The organism is Micromonospora globosa (genome assembly GCF_000717585.1).
Taxonomy (GTDB): Bacteria; Actinomycetota; Actinomycetes; order Mycobacteriales; family Micromonosporaceae; genus Micromonospora; species Micromonospora aurantiaca.
This window is the reverse complement of sequence record NZ_JNZR01000029.1, coordinates 77,684-93,356: the sequence shown is the minus strand read 5'-3', so window position 1 is coordinate 93,356 and position 15,673 is coordinate 77,684. Positions and strand designations below refer to the sequence as shown.

14 protein-coding genes and 1 tRNA gene are annotated in these 15,673 nt (G+C 73.1%); 7 read left to right on the top strand and 8 right to left on the bottom strand.

The features are described 5' to 3' along the window. Nucleotides 1-18: 18 nt before the first annotated feature. The 4 genes from IF06_RS0124445 to IF06_RS0124430 all read right to left on the bottom strand — a co-directional run bounded on the left by IF06_RS0124445 (nucleotide 19) and on the right by IF06_RS0124430 (nucleotide 3,059). Complete coding sequence (locus tag IF06_RS0124445; protein ID WP_013289031.1) at nucleotides 19-1,122, bottom strand: calcium:proton antiporter; 1,104 nt, start codon at nucleotides 1,120-1,122, stop codon at nucleotides 19-21. 76 nt (nucleotides 1,123-1,198) lie between these two features. Next, nucleotides 1,199-1,873: an HAD family hydrolase gene (locus IF06_RS0124440; RefSeq protein WP_030273799.1), complete on the bottom strand. Its 675-nt coding sequence runs from the start codon at nucleotides 1,871-1,873 to the stop codon at nucleotides 1,199-1,201. Between the two features lie 82 nt (nucleotides 1,874-1,955). Further along, a tRNA-Pro gene (locus IF06_RS0124435) sits at nucleotides 1,956-2,032 on the bottom strand. 133 nt (nucleotides 2,033-2,165) lie between these two features. Continuing rightward, nucleotides 2,166-3,059, bottom strand: a complete 894-nt coding sequence (locus tag IF06_RS0124430; RefSeq protein ID WP_013289029.1) for a metallophosphoesterase — start codon at nucleotides 3,057-3,059, stop codon at nucleotides 2,166-2,168. 25 nt (nucleotides 3,060-3,084) lie between these two features. Here IF06_RS0124430 and IF06_RS0124425 point away from each other — a divergent pair, with 25 nt between their 5' ends. Further along, the gene (locus IF06_RS0124425) at nucleotides 3,085-3,540 is read left to right on the top strand and encodes a GatB/YqeY domain-containing protein (protein ID WP_030273797.1); all 456 of its coding nucleotides are present in this window, start codon (nucleotides 3,085-3,087) and stop codon (nucleotides 3,538-3,540) included. A 73-nt stretch (nucleotides 3,541-3,613) separates the two neighbouring features. Here the strand turns inward: IF06_RS0124425 and IF06_RS0124420 are convergent, their stop codons facing one another. Then, a complete protein-coding gene (locus tag IF06_RS0124420; protein WP_036311464.1) occupies nucleotides 3,614-6,058 on the bottom strand; it encodes a transglycosylase domain-containing protein in 2,445 nt (814 codons plus the stop codon). Nucleotides 6,059-6,461: 403 nt separating this feature from the next. Between IF06_RS0124420 and IF06_RS0124415 the strand changes: the two genes are divergently transcribed. Beyond that, nucleotides 6,462-6,782, top strand: a complete 321-nt coding sequence (locus IF06_RS0124415) for a WhiB family transcriptional regulator (protein WP_030273793.1) — start codon at nucleotides 6,462-6,464, stop codon at nucleotides 6,780-6,782. Between the two features lie 9 nt (nucleotides 6,783-6,791). On the opposite strand, the gene IF06_RS0124410 is transcribed toward IF06_RS0124415, so the two are convergent. Genes IF06_RS0124410 through IF06_RS0124400 form a run of 3 tightly spaced genes read right to left on the bottom strand, consistent with a single transcriptional unit; the run spans nucleotide 6,792 to nucleotide 9,597 of the window. Further along, entirely contained in the window at nucleotides 6,792-7,940 is a 1,149-nt protein-coding gene (locus IF06_RS0124410) for an ArsA family ATPase (RefSeq protein WP_030273791.1), read from the bottom strand. A 54-nt stretch (nucleotides 7,941-7,994) separates the two neighbouring features. Next, entirely contained in the window at nucleotides 7,995-8,969 is a 975-nt protein-coding gene (locus IF06_RS0124405; RefSeq protein ID WP_030273789.1) for an ArsA-related P-loop ATPase, read from the bottom strand. A gap of 49 nt (nucleotides 8,970-9,018) precedes the next feature. Further along, complete coding sequence (locus IF06_RS0124400) at nucleotides 9,019-9,597, bottom strand: hypothetical protein (RefSeq protein ID WP_030273787.1); 579 nt, start codon at nucleotides 9,595-9,597, stop codon at nucleotides 9,019-9,021. Nucleotides 9,598-9,932: 335 nt separating this feature from the next. Here IF06_RS0124400 and IF06_RS0124395 point away from each other — a divergent pair, with 335 nt between their 5' ends. The 5 genes from IF06_RS0124395 (at nucleotide 9,933) to IF06_RS0124375 (ending at nucleotide 15,566) form a co-directional block, all read left to right on the top strand. Beyond that, nucleotides 9,933-10,373, top strand: coding sequence for a hypothetical protein (locus tag IF06_RS0124395; protein ID WP_030273785.1), 441 nt, complete (start codon nucleotides 9,933-9,935; stop codon nucleotides 10,371-10,373). A gap of 62 nt (nucleotides 10,374-10,435) precedes the next feature. Next, nucleotides 10,436-10,591: a DUF4177 domain-containing protein gene (locus IF06_RS33680; RefSeq protein ID WP_013289021.1), complete on the top strand. Its 156-nt coding sequence runs from the start codon at nucleotides 10,436-10,438 to the stop codon at nucleotides 10,589-10,591. A gap of 5 nt (nucleotides 10,592-10,596) precedes the next feature. Further along, a complete protein-coding gene (locus IF06_RS0124385; RefSeq protein WP_013289020.1) occupies nucleotides 10,597-11,058 on the top strand; it encodes a RidA family protein in 462 nt (153 codons plus the stop codon). A 135-nt stretch (nucleotides 11,059-11,193) separates the two neighbouring features. Continuing rightward, nucleotides 11,194-11,988: an MBL fold metallo-hydrolase gene (locus IF06_RS0124380; protein WP_030273782.1), complete on the top strand. Its 795-nt coding sequence runs from the start codon at nucleotides 11,194-11,196 to the stop codon at nucleotides 11,986-11,988. Continuing rightward, nucleotides 11,985-15,566, top strand: a complete 3,582-nt coding sequence (locus IF06_RS0124375; protein ID WP_030273781.1) for an adenylate/guanylate cyclase domain-containing protein — start codon at nucleotides 11,985-11,987, stop codon at nucleotides 15,564-15,566. The genes IF06_RS0124380 and IF06_RS0124375 overlap by 4 nt, the downstream gene beginning before the upstream one ends. Nucleotides 15,567-15,673 lie beyond the last annotated feature (107 nt).

The following is a 15,673-nucleotide window of genomic DNA, read 5'->3' as shown; positions in this document are numbered from 1 at the left end:
GCCCGGCAGTGGGCCTGCTTACGGGCTGGCGGCCAGGAAGACGAACGCGGCGAGCAGCACCAGGTGCACCCCGCCCTGGAGCACAGTCGCCCGCCCCGGCACGACGGTGAGCACCGCTGCCACAGCGGTCAGCGCCAGCAGCGTCATCTGGGTGCCGCCCAGGCCCAGCACCAGCGGCCCGTCCAGCCAAATCGAGGCGATCGCGATGGCCGGGATGGTCAGGCCGATGCTGGCCATGGCCGAGCCGAGCGCGAGATTGAGGCTGATCTGCACCCGGTCCCGCCGGGCCGCCCGGGCGGCGGCGAGCGTCTCCGGCAGCAGCACCAGCAGCGCGATGACCACGCCGACGAACGCCTGCGGCAGGTTGGCCGCGCCGACCGCCGTCTCGATCGCCGGGGAGATCGTCTTCGCGTCGCCCACCACCGCGACGAGCGCCACCACCAGCAGGGCCAGGCTGGCCAGCGCGGTACGCGTGGACGGCGGCTCGGCGTGCCCGTCACCGTTCTTGTCCTCGGCGAGGATGCTGCCCTCCTGCGTGACCGGGAGGAAGTAGTCGCGGTGCCGGCCGGTCTGCACCATGACGAACAGCAGGTAGAGCGCCAGCGAGGCGACCGCCGCGAAGGCGAGCTGTGCCGGGGAGAACTCCGGTCCCGGCCGGCTCGTGGTGAACGTCGGCACCACAAGGCTGAGCGTGGCGAGCGTGGCCACAGTGGCGAGCGCCCCGCCGGTGCCCTCCGGATTGAACACCGCGACCTGCCGCCGCAGCGCGCCGAGCAGCAGCGAAAGGCCGAGGATGCCGTTGCAGGTGATCATGATGGCGGCGAAGACGGTGTCCCGCGCCAGCGCCTGCGTCTTGTCCCCGCCGCTGATCATCAGCGTGACGATCAGACCGACTTCGATCACGGTGACCGCCACCGCGAGCACGAGCGATCCGAACGGTTCACCGACCTTGTGCGCGACCACCTCGGCGTGGTGCACCGCCGCCAGTACGGCCGCGGCGAGCAGGGCCGCCACCACGAAGATGAGCGGGCCGGGCAGCTCCCGTCCCCAGGTCATCACGAGCACGAGCACGGCGACCAGGGGCGCGACGGTGGTCCAATCGGTCAGGCGGGATCGGATCATCGGCGACATGCGCACACTTTGCCAGGAGGCAGGGGCAACCGCGCGTGGCGGGGTGGCTTCGGGCAGTTCCGTCGATCTAATCGGCCGAGGCCGGTTGCTCCACGTGGGCGGGCAGGTCACCGAGGTTCGCGATCACCGGTCCGATCCAGCCCGGGTCGGTGTCCTGGTGTTCCGTGGTCCGGAGCACCGTCATGCCGGCCGCCGCCGCGCCGGCCAGCTCGCCGTCCGCGCCGTCGCCCACGTACACGCAGTCGGCCGGCGCGACGCCCAGCCGCTGCGCGGCGGTGCGGTAGATAGCCGGGTCCGGCTTGGCCAGCCCGACCTCGCAGGAGAAGACCGCGACGTCGAAGCGCCGGGCGAGCGGGCCGCCCGGCCACGCCTCGGCCGTCTCGGAGGTGGCGTTGCTGATCAGGGCCAGCCGGTGCCCGCGCTCGCGCAGCGCGTCGAGCACGTCCAGCGTGACGGGCGAGACGCGGCCCAGCACCCGGTGGGCGAGAGTCAGCCGATGCGTGGCGGCCCGGGTCACCTGCTCATCGGTCGGCGCGCCGCCGAGACGCGCGGCGAGGATGCGTACCGTCTCGGCCGCGTTCCACCGGACCAGGCGGTCCCGCCAAGTGGCGTGGTACGCGGAGACGAGCGCCGCCGGATCCACTCCGACGATGAGCGCCATCTCGCCGACCACCCGGTCCCGCTCGTCGTCGGCGCCGTGGACCAGGGTGTGGAAGAGGTCGAAGACCACCGGCCGTGGCATGGCGGGATCCTACTGCGACGGTGATCGGTGCCGGGAAAACGCAGAGGGCACATCCGATCGATCGGATGTGCCCTCTTACCTCTGGTCGGGGTGGCCGGATTCGAACCGACGACCTCTTCGTCCCGAACGAAGCGCGCTACCAAGCTGCGCCACACCCCGAGGCGTGCCGACAAATAGTAGCCCACCCGCCCGCACGGTCAAACTCGGTACCCCCCGCCCCGCGTACCCGGCAGATCTTGGTACGGATGAGCCCTCCGAGGGGCGGCCGCGTACCAAGATCTGCCGGGGGGGGTCAGCGGGGGATCAAGGTGAGGATGCTGGCCTCTGGGGGGCAGGCGAAGCGGATCGGGGCGGTGGGGTGGGTGCCGAGGCCGGCGGAGACGTGCAGCCAGGAGTCCGAGCCGGGCCAGCGGTGCAGCCCTCGCGCCATCGAGCGGGGCAGCCCGCAGTTGGTCACCAGGGCGCCGTACCCGGGCACGCAGACCTGGCCGCCGTGGGTGTGCCCGGCGAGCAGCAGACCGAAGCCGTCGGCGGCCATCCGGTCCAGCACCACGGGCTCGGGGGAGTGGGACAACGCGATCGAAAGCGCCGCGTCGCCACTGACCGGGCCGGCCACGGCGTCGTAGTCGTCCCGTTCGATGTGGGGGTCGTCCACGCCTGCCAGCTCGATCTCCCGCCCGCCGGCCTTGAGCGTGGTGCGGGCGTTGTTCAGGTCCGCCCAGCCGGCGCCGGTGAGGATGTCGCGCAGTTCCTCGTACGGCAGCGGCACGCCCTCGGTGTACTCCCGGTCGGGCAGGAAGTAGGTGAAGGGGTTCTTGAAGACCGGGCCGGTGTAGTCGTTGGAGCCGAAGACGAACGCGCCGGGCAGGTCGAGCAGCGGCTGCAGGGCGCGCAGCACGCCCGGCACCGACGCCGGGTGCGCCATGTTGTCGCCGGTGACCACGACCAGGTCGGGGTCGAGTGCGGCTAGCGAGGCCACCCAGTCCTGCTTGCGTCGCTGGTCGGGCATCATGTGCAGGTCGGAGAGGTGCAGCACCCGCAGCGGTTCGGCGTCGGTCGGGAGCACCGGCACGTCGTACCGGCGGAGGGTGAACATGTTGCGCTCGATGAGCGACGCGTACGCCAGGGTGGCCGCACCGGCGGCGACGGTTCCGGCCGCGAGCCGGAATAGTGTGCGCTTTCGCATGGCGTTCAGGGTAGTTTCACCGTCCATGAGCACGCTGAAGGACCGTCTCACCGCCGACATGCGCGCCGCTCTCAAGGCGCGCGACGAGCTGACCACCTCCACGCTGCGGATGGCCCTGGCCGCCGTGGGCAACGCCGAGGTCGCCGGCCGGGAAAAGCGCGAGCTCAGCGACGACGAGGTGCTCGCCGTGCTGACCAAGGAGGCCAAGAAGCGCCGCGAGGCGGCGGTGGCGTTCGCCGACGCGGGGCGCGCCGAGCAGGCCGGCAAGGAGACCGCCGAGGGTGAGGTGCTGGAGCGCTACCTGCCCAAGCAGCTCTCCGACGACGAGCTGGCCGAGCTGGTCTCGGGGGCGCTCGCCGCGGGCGGCTTCACCGGCAAGGCGCAGATGGGCCCGGCCATGAAGGCGGCCCAGGGCGCGGTGGCCGGCCGGGCCGAGGGTGGTCGGGTCGCCGCCGAGGTACGCCGCCAGCTCGGTCTCTGACCCCGGCGCTCCGGTAGCGCGGAAACGACGACGGCCACCTCCCGAGGGAGGTGGCCGTCGCTGTTGTCGGCTGTCAGTTCGGCGGTCGTCCCGGCCGGCCGCCGTTACCCGGTCCGCCCGGGCCACCCGGCCGGCCCGGCGTGGCGGTGCCGCCCTGCTCCGGGGTGCCCTGGCCGGAGCTGACCTCGATCATCACCACGCCACCCTTGATGGTGCGGCCGTCGGGGCTGGTGCCGGCGGCGGTGCCGGCCGGGCACTCCGACGGCACCTTGTTGCTGGAGACCACCGGCTCGAAGCCGGCACCCTTCAGCCGGGACTTCGCGGTCTCGATGGACTCGCACTTCACGCCCGGGATGGAGCGCTGGTCACCCAGGACGATCTTGCCGCTGGGCGGCGTGAAGTTCTTCCGCTCCTTGCCCTTCATGGCGTCGCGCAGCGTCTGGTAGACAGCCGGGTTGATGCCCTGGGGCGTCTCGTCGTGGCCCATCTTCTGGTTGGTCTGCGGCCAGTCCGGGTCGGCCATGATGCCGGCCACCGCGTACTGCTTGGTCATCGCGACCAGCGCCGAGGTGCGGTCGGAGTCGGTGGTGCCGGACTTGCCGGCCACCGGCGCGTTGACGATGTTGCGGACGTTGCCGGCGGTGGCGGGGCCGCACTTCGTGGTGGAGGAGCGGTCACCGACCGGGCAGCGCGCGGCATCCACGGCGGCGCGGGCCACCTCGGTGCTGACCCGCTGCTCGCAGCGGGGGTTGGCGACGTCCAGCTTCTCGCCGTCCGGGCCACGGATCTCCTGCACCGGGATCGGCTCGCAGTACTTGCCGTCGGCGGCGAGCGTCGCGTACGCGTTCGCCAGCTCCAGCGGAGTGGTCTGGGAGACGCCGAGGCTGAACGCGCCCCACTGGTGCGGGTTGGCGGCGAGCTGCGCGTCGCTCGACGAGCGGAACGTGATGCCGAGCTTCTGCGCGGCCTTCACCACGTTCTCCGCGCCGACCCGCTGCTGGAGGTCGATGAAGAACGTGTTGACCGAGAAGCCGAAGCCGCTCCACATGTTGTGCATGCCGGCCATCGCGGGGTTGGCGTTCTTCGGGCAGTACTTGCTGGTGCCCGGGCAGGCGGCGGGCGAGTTGAACTCGACCGGGTAGTCGGACTTGAACACCGGCTGCGCGTTGATGGGGTAGCTGAGCGGGTAGCCCTTCTCCAGCGCGGCCACCAGCGTGAAGATCTTGAAGGTCGAGCCGGCCTGGTAGCCGGCGATGCCGGGACCGCCGGTGACCAGCGGGTTCACCGTGTTGGGGTAGTTGCCCCGGATCTTCTTCTTGGCCTTCTTCGGGTCACTGGAGATCTTGTTCTGCGGGTCGGCCGGGTCGTCGAGCTTGAAGTTCCGGTTCACCGCCACGGCGCGCACCCGGCCGGTGCCGGGTTCGACGGCGGCCACCATGCGGGCCGCCTTGCTGCTCTCGCCGAGCTTGTTGCGGACGGCCTTGTCGGCGCCCTTCTGGGCCTGGACGTCCAGGGTGGAGACGATGGTGTAGCCGCCGCTCTTGAGCCGCCGCTCACGGTCGTACGAGGTGGCGCCGAACGTCTCCTGCTGGAGCCACCAGCGGTAGAGGTAGTCGCAGAAGAAGCCCCACGAGCGGGTGGTGGTCTGGGTGCAGCCGTTCGGGGTGCGCTTGCCCTTGACCTGGAGCTTGATCTTCTTGGCGGCGTCCGCCTCCTGCTGGGTGACCGCGCCGATCTGCACCATGTTGTCGATGACGTAGTCGCGCCGGCCGACCGCCTCCGGGTAGCCCGCCTTGGTGGTCGGGTCGAACGCGGTGGGTGCCTTCACCATGCCGGCGAGCATCGCCGACTCCTGGATGTCGAGCTTGCTCGGCGGCTTGTTGAAGTAGACCTGGCTGGCCGCCCAGATGCCGTACGCGCCGTTGCCGAACGCGGCGATGTTCAGGTAGCGCTCCAGGATCTCGTCCTTGGAGAGCTCCTTGTCGACCTGGAGCGCCAGGCTCATCTCGCGCAGCTTGCGGCCGCTGGTGTCCTCGGTCGCGGCGACCACGTCGGCCGGGTGGGTGGCCGAGTAGGAGATGGCCAGCCGGACGTACTGCATGGTGAGCGTCGAGGCGCCCTGCCGGGAGGAGCCGGAGGCCTGGTTGTTGACGAAGGCCCGCGCCACACCGTTGATGTCCACGCCGTTGTGCTTGTAGAAGTCGTGGTCCTCGGCCGCGATGATGGCCTTCTGCATGTACGGCGAGATGTCCTTGAGCTTGACGTCCTTGCGGTTCTCGTCGTACATCGTGGCCAGCACGGTCTTGCCGTCGGACGCGAGCAGCCGGGTGATCTGGGGCGCCCGGGCGACTGTCAGCTCCTTGGGCAACGCATCGAACGTCTCCGCCCCCGCCTTGGCGGCCAGTCCGGACATCGCCGCCACGGGGAAGGCCGCCGCGGCGACCACCACTCCGGCCAAGAGGCCGCAGATCAGCAGCGATGCGGCGTTGGTCAGCACGTTGTGGTCACGTTTCCGCATCCAGGTCACCTCGACAGGGTACGCGAGTAGGGAACGGCGGGCGCGCGGGGAACTTTCCCCATTTCCTGCACGCGCCGGCCTCGTTGTGCTAAACGCACGAGCCCTGGTCCGGGGTTGCGTGAGATCCGGCGGAAGTCTCTCCGAAGTCCGGGAGTGGCGCAGCGTTTTCACGTACTCGGGCGGGGTAGTCGCGGGGCGAAAGCCCGGGAAGCCGGGAGTGTCCGGAATGATGGATTTCGCCGACAACGTTGCGTAATCGGGCGACTACACAGCATGATGGTGGCGGCGACCGCAGCCATGAGTCGTTCGTGCCGCCCTGGGGAGGCCGGCGCGAACGACCGGGGGGATGTACGAGGGCTGCTCGCGCGAAGTCGGTAGGTACTGCAAGGGGGGACGTGTACAGATGGGCATGATCACTGACTGGCCGTCACTGGCGGCATGTCAGAACGGAGACCCGGACGCGTTGTTCGTACAGGGCGCCGAACAGAACGTGGCGAAGAGGATCTGCCGGAGCTGCCCAGTTCGGTACGAGTGCCTGGCCGACGCGCTCGACAACCGGATCGAGTTCGGCGTGTGGGGTGGCATGACCGAGCGCGAGCGCCGGGCGTTGCTGCGCCGTCACCCGCACGTCACCAGCTGGCGCAAGATGTTCGAGGCGGCCATGAAGAAGAACGCCAAGGAGAAGGCCGGCAAGGACAAGATCCTGGTCACCACGGCCAACTGACCGGACCGGTCAGCTCCGGCTGATCGCCTCGCCGATCGTCCGCAGCCCGTCGACGTCGTGCACGTCGGCGGGCTGCGCCGTCACCGACACCGCCGGCACCGCCGGGAACGCCTCGGTGAACCGGGCCGCCACCTGCTCCTCGCGTACCGCCTGCTGGGCCAGCGCGGCGTGCGCGCGCAACACCTCGACGGTGCCCTCGTGCCCACCCACGCCGGCCAGCCGCTCCGCGGCGGCCAGGCTCTCCGCGGCGGACAGGTCCGACGCCGGCCGGTGCACCCGGTTGAGCACCAGCCCGGCCAGCGGCATCCGCTCGGAGCGCAGGCGGCCGGCGAAGTAGGCGGCCTCCCGGACCGCGTCCGGCTCCGGCGCCGCGACCAGCAGGAACGCCGTCTCCCGGGCCTGGAGGATCCGGTACGTCTGCTCGGCGCGCTGCCGGAACCCGCCGAACATCGAGTCGAGGGCGGCCACGAAGCCGGACAGGTCGGTGAGCAGCTGGGCGCCGATCACCTTCTGCACCACCTTGGAGAACATCCCGAAGCTCGCCGTGACCAGGCTGAACATGCTCCGCCCGCCGCTGCGCGCGGGGGCCAGCAGCAGGCGCAGCATCCGGCCGTCGAGGAACCGGGACAGCCGGGCCGGCGCGTCCAGGAAGTCGAGCGCGGAGCGCGACGGCGGCGTGTCCACCACGATCAGGTCCCACTCGCCCCGGGCGTGCAACTGGCCCAGCTTCTCCATCGCCATGTATTCCTGCGTGCCGGCGAAGGTGGAACTCATGGCCTGGTAGAAGGGGTTGGCGAAGATCTCCGCGGCCTTCGCCGGGTCGGTGTGCTGAAGCACCACGTCGTCGAACGTGCGCTTCATGTCGAGCATCATGGCGTGCAGTTCGCCGCCGCTGGCCTCGACGTCGATGCCCTTGACCTGCCGGGGTGTGTTGTCCAGCTCGGTCAGGCCGAGCGACTGGGCCAGCCGGCGGGCCGGGTCGATGGTGAGCACCACCGTCCGCCGGCCGTGCCGCTCGGCCGCCCGCAACGCCAGCGCCGCCGCCGTGGTCGTCTTGCCCACGCCGCCCGCGCCGCAGCAGACCACGATCCGTACGCCGTCGTCGGCGAGGATCTGGTCGACGTCAAGCGGAGGCGCCGCGTCTTCGGAAGGCACCAATCGAGCGTATCGGTCCCGAGGGGCACTCTGCTCCGTGCCGGCCGCAGGTGTGAGTCAATCCGCCCGGACGAGGGCCTCGGCGAGCGTCTCCAGCCCGGCCCGGTCGACCCCCTCGGGCAGCAGCGGCAACTCGACCAGGGGCAGGCCGAGGTCCACCAGGTCACCCCGGAGGGAGTCCTCCAGCTCACGGCGTACCTGCTGGTCACGAGCCTCTTCGACGAGCCCGGCCACGGTCGGGCCGTCGGTCGGCAGGCCGGCGGCGGCCAGCCCGCGCTTCAGCTCGGCCGCTGTCACCGCCCGCCCGGCCGGCACCGGCGGGCGGACGCCGTTGACGATCACGCGGCCGACCGGGAAACCGAGCTGGGTCAGCTCCGCCACCGCGTCGAGCGTCTCCTGGACCGGCATCTCCTCCAGCAGCGTGACCACGTGCACAGCGGTCATCGGTGACCGGAGCAGCGCGGAGACGCCCTCGCTCTGGGTCTTGATCGGGCCGACCTTCGCGAGCCGGGCGGTCTCCGCCGTCACGTTCAGGAAGCGGCCGATCCGCCCGGTCGGGGGCGCGTCCAGCACCACCGCGTCGTACGTCCGGCGCGACCCGCTGGTCCGGGTGGTCGCCTCCTTGACCTTGCCGGTGAGCAGCACGTCGCGCAGGCCCGGCGCGATCGTGGTGGCGAAGTCGATCGCGCCGAGCTTGCGCAGCGCCCGACCGGCGGCACCGAGCTTGTAGAACATGTCCAGGTATTCGAGGAGCGCCTCCTCGGCGTCCACCGCCAGCGCCCGCACCTCACCGCCGCCGGGCGCGTCGGCGAGGTGCCGTTCCTCGTACGGCAGCGGGTCGGTGCCGAAGAGCTGGGCGATGCCCTGCCGGCCCTCCACCTCGACCAGCAGGGTGCGCCGGCCCCCGGCGGCCAGGCCGAGGGCCAGCGCGGCGGCCACGCTCGTCTTTCCTGTGCCGCCCTTGCCGGTCACCACGTGCAGGCGGGCCGGCCATCTGCCGGCGGACTCGGCCGGCTGCTCACTCGCTGCCACCCGTCGAGCCTAACCAGCCGTTGGGACCAGCTCTGTCCGGCCGGTGGGATCAGCCGACCTCGCAGACCCACCAACCCGTCTTCCGCACCACTGTGAAACGCAGCGCCTGCTCGGCGACCTTCTCGTCGGCGGTGGTCATGGTCACCCGGGCGGAGACGGTGGCCCGGTCCCCGGTCTGGTTGTCGACGGTCGGGGTGGGCCAGCGGAACCGGGGGTTCTGGTACTGCGCGACGTACTTCTGGACCTCGGCGACCTTGGTGGTGATCTTCTCGTCGTCGCGGGCCGCGGAGCAGACGAACGCCGCAGCCTTCTCGGCGTCGCGCTCCTGGTAGACGGCCTTGAGGAAGCCGTCCACCGCGACCTGCGGCTCCTTCGCGCCCTGGCCGTCCTCGCTGTTGCGCAGCGCGAGGAACGCGGCAGTGCCCCCACCGCCGCAGAGCAGGACCGCGGCGGCCAGCACCAGCGAGACGATCAGCACCGCCGGTCGCTTGCGCGGCTGGGGTTCGGACGGGTACGCCGGCGGGCCGGCCGGGAGTGCGGATCCCGGCGGCGCGCCGCCGGTGGGCGGCGGTTGCGGATTTGGGTCGCCGGGCGTGCCGGTGTCGCCACCGACGGGCGGTTGGGTCATCTGTCTCCCCCGGGTTGCGGCTCCCGTCGCCGCCCCAGGCGACGGGCACGGGTCGAGGTGTGCGGGCGCGCGTCGGCGCGCGTCCAGTCCGGAAGGGTATCGGTCGGCGGGGCGCTTGCCAGCCCCGCGTACGCGCCCCGCCGGACGGAGACGGCTACCGCGATCCCGACCAGCCTTGTGTCGCAAATGTGACTGGACGTGACGAGGCGTGCGCGTCCCGTTGCCGGGACTTGTCGCAGGATCTACGTTCGTCCCCGACGCGGAGAGCCGGGCCGGGGACGGCTCCGAGCCGGATTGCGGTGTTGGTGAACAGGTACGACGCCCGGAGGCGAAGGATGCGCGACGCGGAGAACAGTCCTCGGGGCCAGTTCCCCGGTGACCGGGCCGGACGGCCGGGTGAGGCCGAGGGACCGGGCGCGCCGTTCAACGAGCGCTCCTACGGCCCTCCGGCCGACGTGGTCCGGACGCTTCCCCGTTCCGGCGGGAGGGGGCGGGACGAGGACGAGCCCGGCTACGTCATCCACCTCCAGGTCCGGGTGCCCGACCTGGCGGCGGCCACCGCGCTCGCCGGCACCGTGGCCACCTCGCTGGGCTTCCTGATGGAGCTGGACGCGGGCGAGACCACCGTCTCCACCGCCGACGACCAGAACAACAGGCACCGGGTCTTCTGCGACCTGCTGCTGCCCGACCGCAGCCGGTGCCCGCAGCGCTTCGAACACGAGGGCCCGTGCGGCGAGCCGCCGCCGGCGCCGGAGCCGCGTCCCGCGTCCTGGTGACCGCGGCGGACCGTAGGCTGTGCCTGACCGAAGTCCAAGTCAGGCAAGGGAGCCCTCCTCCGATGCAGAAGTGGGAATACGCCACGGTGCCGCTGCTGGTCCACGCGACCAAGCAGATCCTCGACAACTGGGGCGAGGACGGCTGGGAACTGGTCTCCGTGGTCCCCGGCCCGAACCCGGAGCAGCTCGTCGCGTACCTGAAGCGTCCGAAGGGCTGACCTCGATGAGCAACGGACCCCAGGCGAAGCTCGCCGAGCTCGGCCTCGAACTGCCCGAGGTGGTGCCGCCGGTGGCCAGCTACGTACCGGCCGTCCAGTCCGGGCAGCACGTCTACGTGTCCGGCCAGCTGCCGATGGCCGAGGGCAAGCTGCTCGCCACCGGGAAGGTCGGCAACGGCGTCTCGGCCGAGCAGGCGAAGGACCTGGCGCAGCGGTGCGCACTCAACGCGCTCGCCGCGATCGACGCGCTGGTCGGGCTGGAGAACGTGGTCAAGGTGGTGAAGCTGACCGGCTTCGTGGCCAGCGCACCCGGCTTCACCGGCCAGCCCGGCGTGATCAACGGCGCCTCCGACCTGTTCGGCGCCGTGTTCGGCGAGGCCGGCCGCCACGCCCGCAGCGCGGTAGGCGTGGCCGAACTCCCCCTCGACGCCCCGGTAGAGGTAGAGGTCATCGTCGAGGTCGCGTGACCGTGCCCTCTCGCCCGCCGCGAGAGCCCGCGATCTTGCGGTTGCGGCCCCGGCAGAAGCCCCACACGGGGACAAAGCTCGGGCCGGAACTGCAAGATCGCGGGGAGCGGCGGGCGGAGTCGTACGATCGCAGCCATGGGTGGGCGTATGGCCGGGGCCGCGGGGGCGCTTGCGGAGGAGCTACCGGCGTGGGTGACGTTGCTGCGTGCGCCGAACCCGGGGCCGATGACGCTCGACGGGACCAACACCTGGGTGCTGCGGGCCGGGCCGGACGCGCCCGCCGTCGTGGTCGACCCGGGGCCCGCCGACGAGGGGCACCTGGCCGCGATCGCGGCGCAGGGGCGCATCGGGTGCGTGCTGATCACGCACGGGCACGCCGACCACACCGAGGGCGCACCCCGGTTGCGTGAGCTGCTCGACGGCGTACCGGTGCTCGCCGCCGACCCGGCGCACACCGCCGGAGGTGAGCCGCTCAGCGCCGACACCGCGCTCGACGTGGGGCTGGACCTGCGACTGCTGCCCACCCCCGGGCACACCGCCGACTCGGTCTGCCTCGTCGCCGCGCACGGCGGCGAGCGCGTCGTGCTGACCGGTGACACCATCCTCGGCCGGGGCACCACAGTGGTCGCCCACCCGGACGGGCACCTCGGCGACTACCTGTCGAGCCTGGAGCTGCTCTCCACGTACCGGGAGATCCCGGCGTTGCCGGGCCACGGCCCGGCGCTGGCCGACTGCGGTGTGGCGGCCGACTTCTACCTGGCCCACCGGCGGGCCCGGCTGGACCAGGTGCGCGCCGCCGTCGCCGCGGGCGCCACCACCGCGGCCGAGGTGGTCGCAGTGGTCTACGCCGACGTCGACAGGTCGCTGTGGTGGGCCGCCGAGTGGTCGGTCCGGGCCCAGCTCGAACACCTCGGAGTGGAGCAGCCGTGACCTGCCCGGTGTGCGGAACCGTAGCCGTGCCCGGGGCGCGGTTCTGCCACAACTGCGGGGCGGCGCTGCCGGCTGCCGCCACGCTGCCCGCGGCCGAGCGCCGCGTGGTGACTGTGCTCTTCGGTGACCTCTCCGACTTCACCTCCTGGTCGGAGGACCTGGACCCGGAACGGGTCGGTGCGGTCACCGACCGGGTGCTGGCGGCCCTCGCGGGCGCGGTCAAGACCTTCGGCGGGCACGTCGACAAGCTCACCGGCGACGGGATCATGGCGGTCTTCGGCGCCCCGGTCGCGCACGAGGACGACGCCGAGCGGGCGGTCCGCGCGGCGCTGTCCATGCAGCGTGCGGTGCGGCGGGTGCTCGACGACGAGCGCGGCGGCGGCGCGCCGCTGGGCCTGCGCGTCGGCCTCAACACCGGAGACGTCATCGCCGGCATCCAGGCGGCGATCGAGTACACGGTCATCGGCGACACGGTGAACACCGCCGCCCGGCTGGCCGACGCCGCCGCGGTCGGCGCGGTCTACGCCGGTGCGCGCACCTCCGCGGCCACCCGGCACGTCGCCTCCTGGCGGGCGCTGCGCCCGCTGCGGCTCAAGGGCAAGCGGGAACCGGTCGAGGCGTACGAGCTGCTGGGCCTGCTCGACGCGCCCGGCACCCGGTCCGGCCTCGGTGACGAGGCGCCGTTCGTGGGCCGGGAGACCGAGATCGGCCGAATCGCCGGCCGGCTCGCCGAGGTGATCGACAGGGGCGAGCCCCGGGTGCTGCTGATGACCGCCGAGGCGGGGATCGGCAAGTCCCGGTTCGCGGCCGAGGTGGAACGCCTCGCTGCCGGCTACGACGTCGGCGCCGGGCGGTACGCGGCGCACACCGGCGCCCGCGTGCTCTCGGTACGCTGCGCGGCGTTCGGCGAGCGCCGCCGGCTGGCGCCGCTGGCCGACCTGGTCCGGGCCGCCGTCGGCCTGCCGGGCGACGCGGCCACCGCCGTCACCCGGCCGGCCGTCGAGGAGCGGCTGCGCCGCCTCGGCCAGCGCCTGTCCCGGCTCCCCGGCGACCCGCCGCCGATCGCCGTGGACCAGCTCCTGGCCCTGCTCGGGTACGCCGAACTCCCGCCCGCCACGGAGAACGGCGAGTGGAACGCGGCCGGGCCGCCGCCGGACGACGAGGCGGTGCCGACCGCTGTGGCGGACCTGCTCAGCGCGCTCGCCGGTGAGGCGCCGCTGGTGATCGTGGTGGACGACCTGCACGACGCCACCGCCGAGACGCTCAAGGCGCTGGCGCTGACCCTCAACCGGCTCAGCGGGCCGGTGCTGGTGCTGCTGCTCGGCCGCCCCGAGCTGGTACGCACCGCCGGCGCGCTGACCCGCGTGGCGGACGCCGAGGTGCACGCGCTGCCGCCGCTGCGCGGCGCGGACGCCTCCCGGTTGCTCACCAGCTACCTGTCCGGTGGCCGCATGCCCCAGACCGACGCGGACCGGCTGCTCGCCACCGCGCAGGGCAACCCGTTCTACCTGGCCGAGCTGGTCACGCTGCTGATGGAGCGCGGTGCGCTCACCGCCGGCCCGGGGCGGGGCGCCGACGTCGGCTGGCGACTCGCCCCCGGCTCGCTCGGCAGCCGCCTGCTCTCCCGGGACCTGGCCGCGGTGCTCGCCGCGCGTATCGACGCGCTGCCGCCCAACGCCCGCTCGGCGCTGCGCGACGCCGCAGTGGTGGGCGACACCGTGCCGGCGGGAGCGCTGGAGGCGTTGCGGGAGCAGCGGGTCGGACGGGACGGGCGGCCCGCCGCGGTGGCCGCCGTCGAGCTGGACCGGGCCGTGGAGGAGCTGCTGCAACGGCGCATGCTGCACCGCACCCGCAGCGGGTTCGCCTTCGCCACCCCGCTGATGCGGGAGGCCGCGTACGCCGGGGTGAGCAAGGCCGAGCTGGCCGAGCGGCACGCGGCGCTGGCCCGCTGGGCCGCGCCGGAGAGCGTCGACGAGACCGGCGGCGCCCCGGGGGGCGCGTTCACCGAGGCCGCCCGGGACGACTTCGTCGCCGAGCACGTGGAGCGGGCCACAGCGCTCGCCGACGCGGTCAAGCTGCGCCCGGACGCGCCGGCCCGGGCGGTCACCCCGCTGGGCGTGGCCGCGCTGGGCCGGGCCGCCCGCCGGTCGCTGCGGTCGGGGGAGCCGGCGCTCGCCGTCGAGTACGCCGAGCGCGCGGCCGAGCTGGCCCGCGACGGGGTGCCACCGGCGGACCGGGTGGTGCACGCCCGGGCGCTGCTCCAGATCGGCCGCCCGGCCGACGCGCTCGCGTTCGCCGAGAAGATCGCCGCGAACGCCGGCGACCCGGCCACCCGGACCGCCGCGCTGCTGCTCGCCGGGCAGGCCCAGCAGACACTCGGTGACGCCGAGCGGGCCGAGTGCAACTGGCAGGAGGCGTTGCAGGTGGCCACCGACGCCGGTCTGCCAACGCTCCGGGCGTCGGCGATGCGGCGGCTCGGCATGGCCGACTTCATCGCCGGCCGGCTCGGGCAGGCGAGCAGCCGGCTGGCCGCGTCCTACCAGGTCAGTCTCGCCGCGCGGGATCCCCGCGGGCAGGCCTGGTCGTTGCAGAACCTGGCCTGGGTGACCACCACCCGGGGCGACTTCGCCGGCACCGACGCGGTGCTCGGCCGGGCCGCCCGGCTCTTCGCCGAGCTGAAGGACCCGTACGGGCGGGCCTGGCTGCGCGGCACCACCGCGTTCGCCCGGCTGCTCGCCGGCCGGCTGCGGGAGGCGTGCCGGATGGCGCGGGTGTTCCTGCCGTTCGGGGAGCGGGTCGGCGAGGCGTGGGCGGTGGGGACGCTGCGCGCGGTCGAGGCGTACGCCACCGCCGAGCTGGGCGACCTGGCCGAGGCGGACCGGGCGGCGCGGCGCGCGTACCGGGACTTCGCCGAGGTGGGCGACGACTGGGGGCAGGGCTTCGCGCTGGTGGTGCGCGGGGTGGTGGCGCGCGGGCTGGGCGAGCCGGAACACGCGGCCGACCTGTTCACCGAGGCGCTCGAGTACGCCGACCGGACCACCCACCCGTTGCTCACCGGGATGGCCGGCACGCTGCGCGGCTTCGTGGCGCTGGACATGGGCGACCACGAGACAGCCGAGCGGGAGGCGCGGTCGGTGCTGACCCGGGTGGAGCCGCACAACCCGCAGGCGCCGGCCCAGGTCGCGCCGCGGGTGCTGCTCGCCATGGCCCGGCTCGCGGCGGGCGATCCGGGCACCGCTGTGGGGCTGCTCGCCCCGGTCGCGACCGGCGCGGCGAACGCGCCCTCGCTGCTGTTCTCACGGCGGCAGACGATGGCCCGGTACGCCGCCGCGCTGCTCGCCCACGGCCAGCGCGAGCAGGCGCTGGACTGGGCGCAGCGGTCGATCACCGCCCCGGCCGAGGACGTGCGCAGCCAGGTGGTGGCGCTGCTGGTGCTGGCCGAGGCGCTCGACGCCTGTGGTCGCCGGGCCGAGGCGCTGACGAACGCGGAGGAGGCGGTACGCCTCGCGTACGCCACCGAGCAGCGCAGTGAGCGGATCGTCGCGGACGCGTTGCGGGTCCGCCTCTCCGGCGGCTGACCGCCCGTTGTTCTGACGGTTCCGGGGATGTGTTCGTCGGTGGAGCCGGTTAGCGTGGGGCCGCGACAGTGGTGGATCGACTGCCGCCTTCCGGTGCGCGCCTGCGT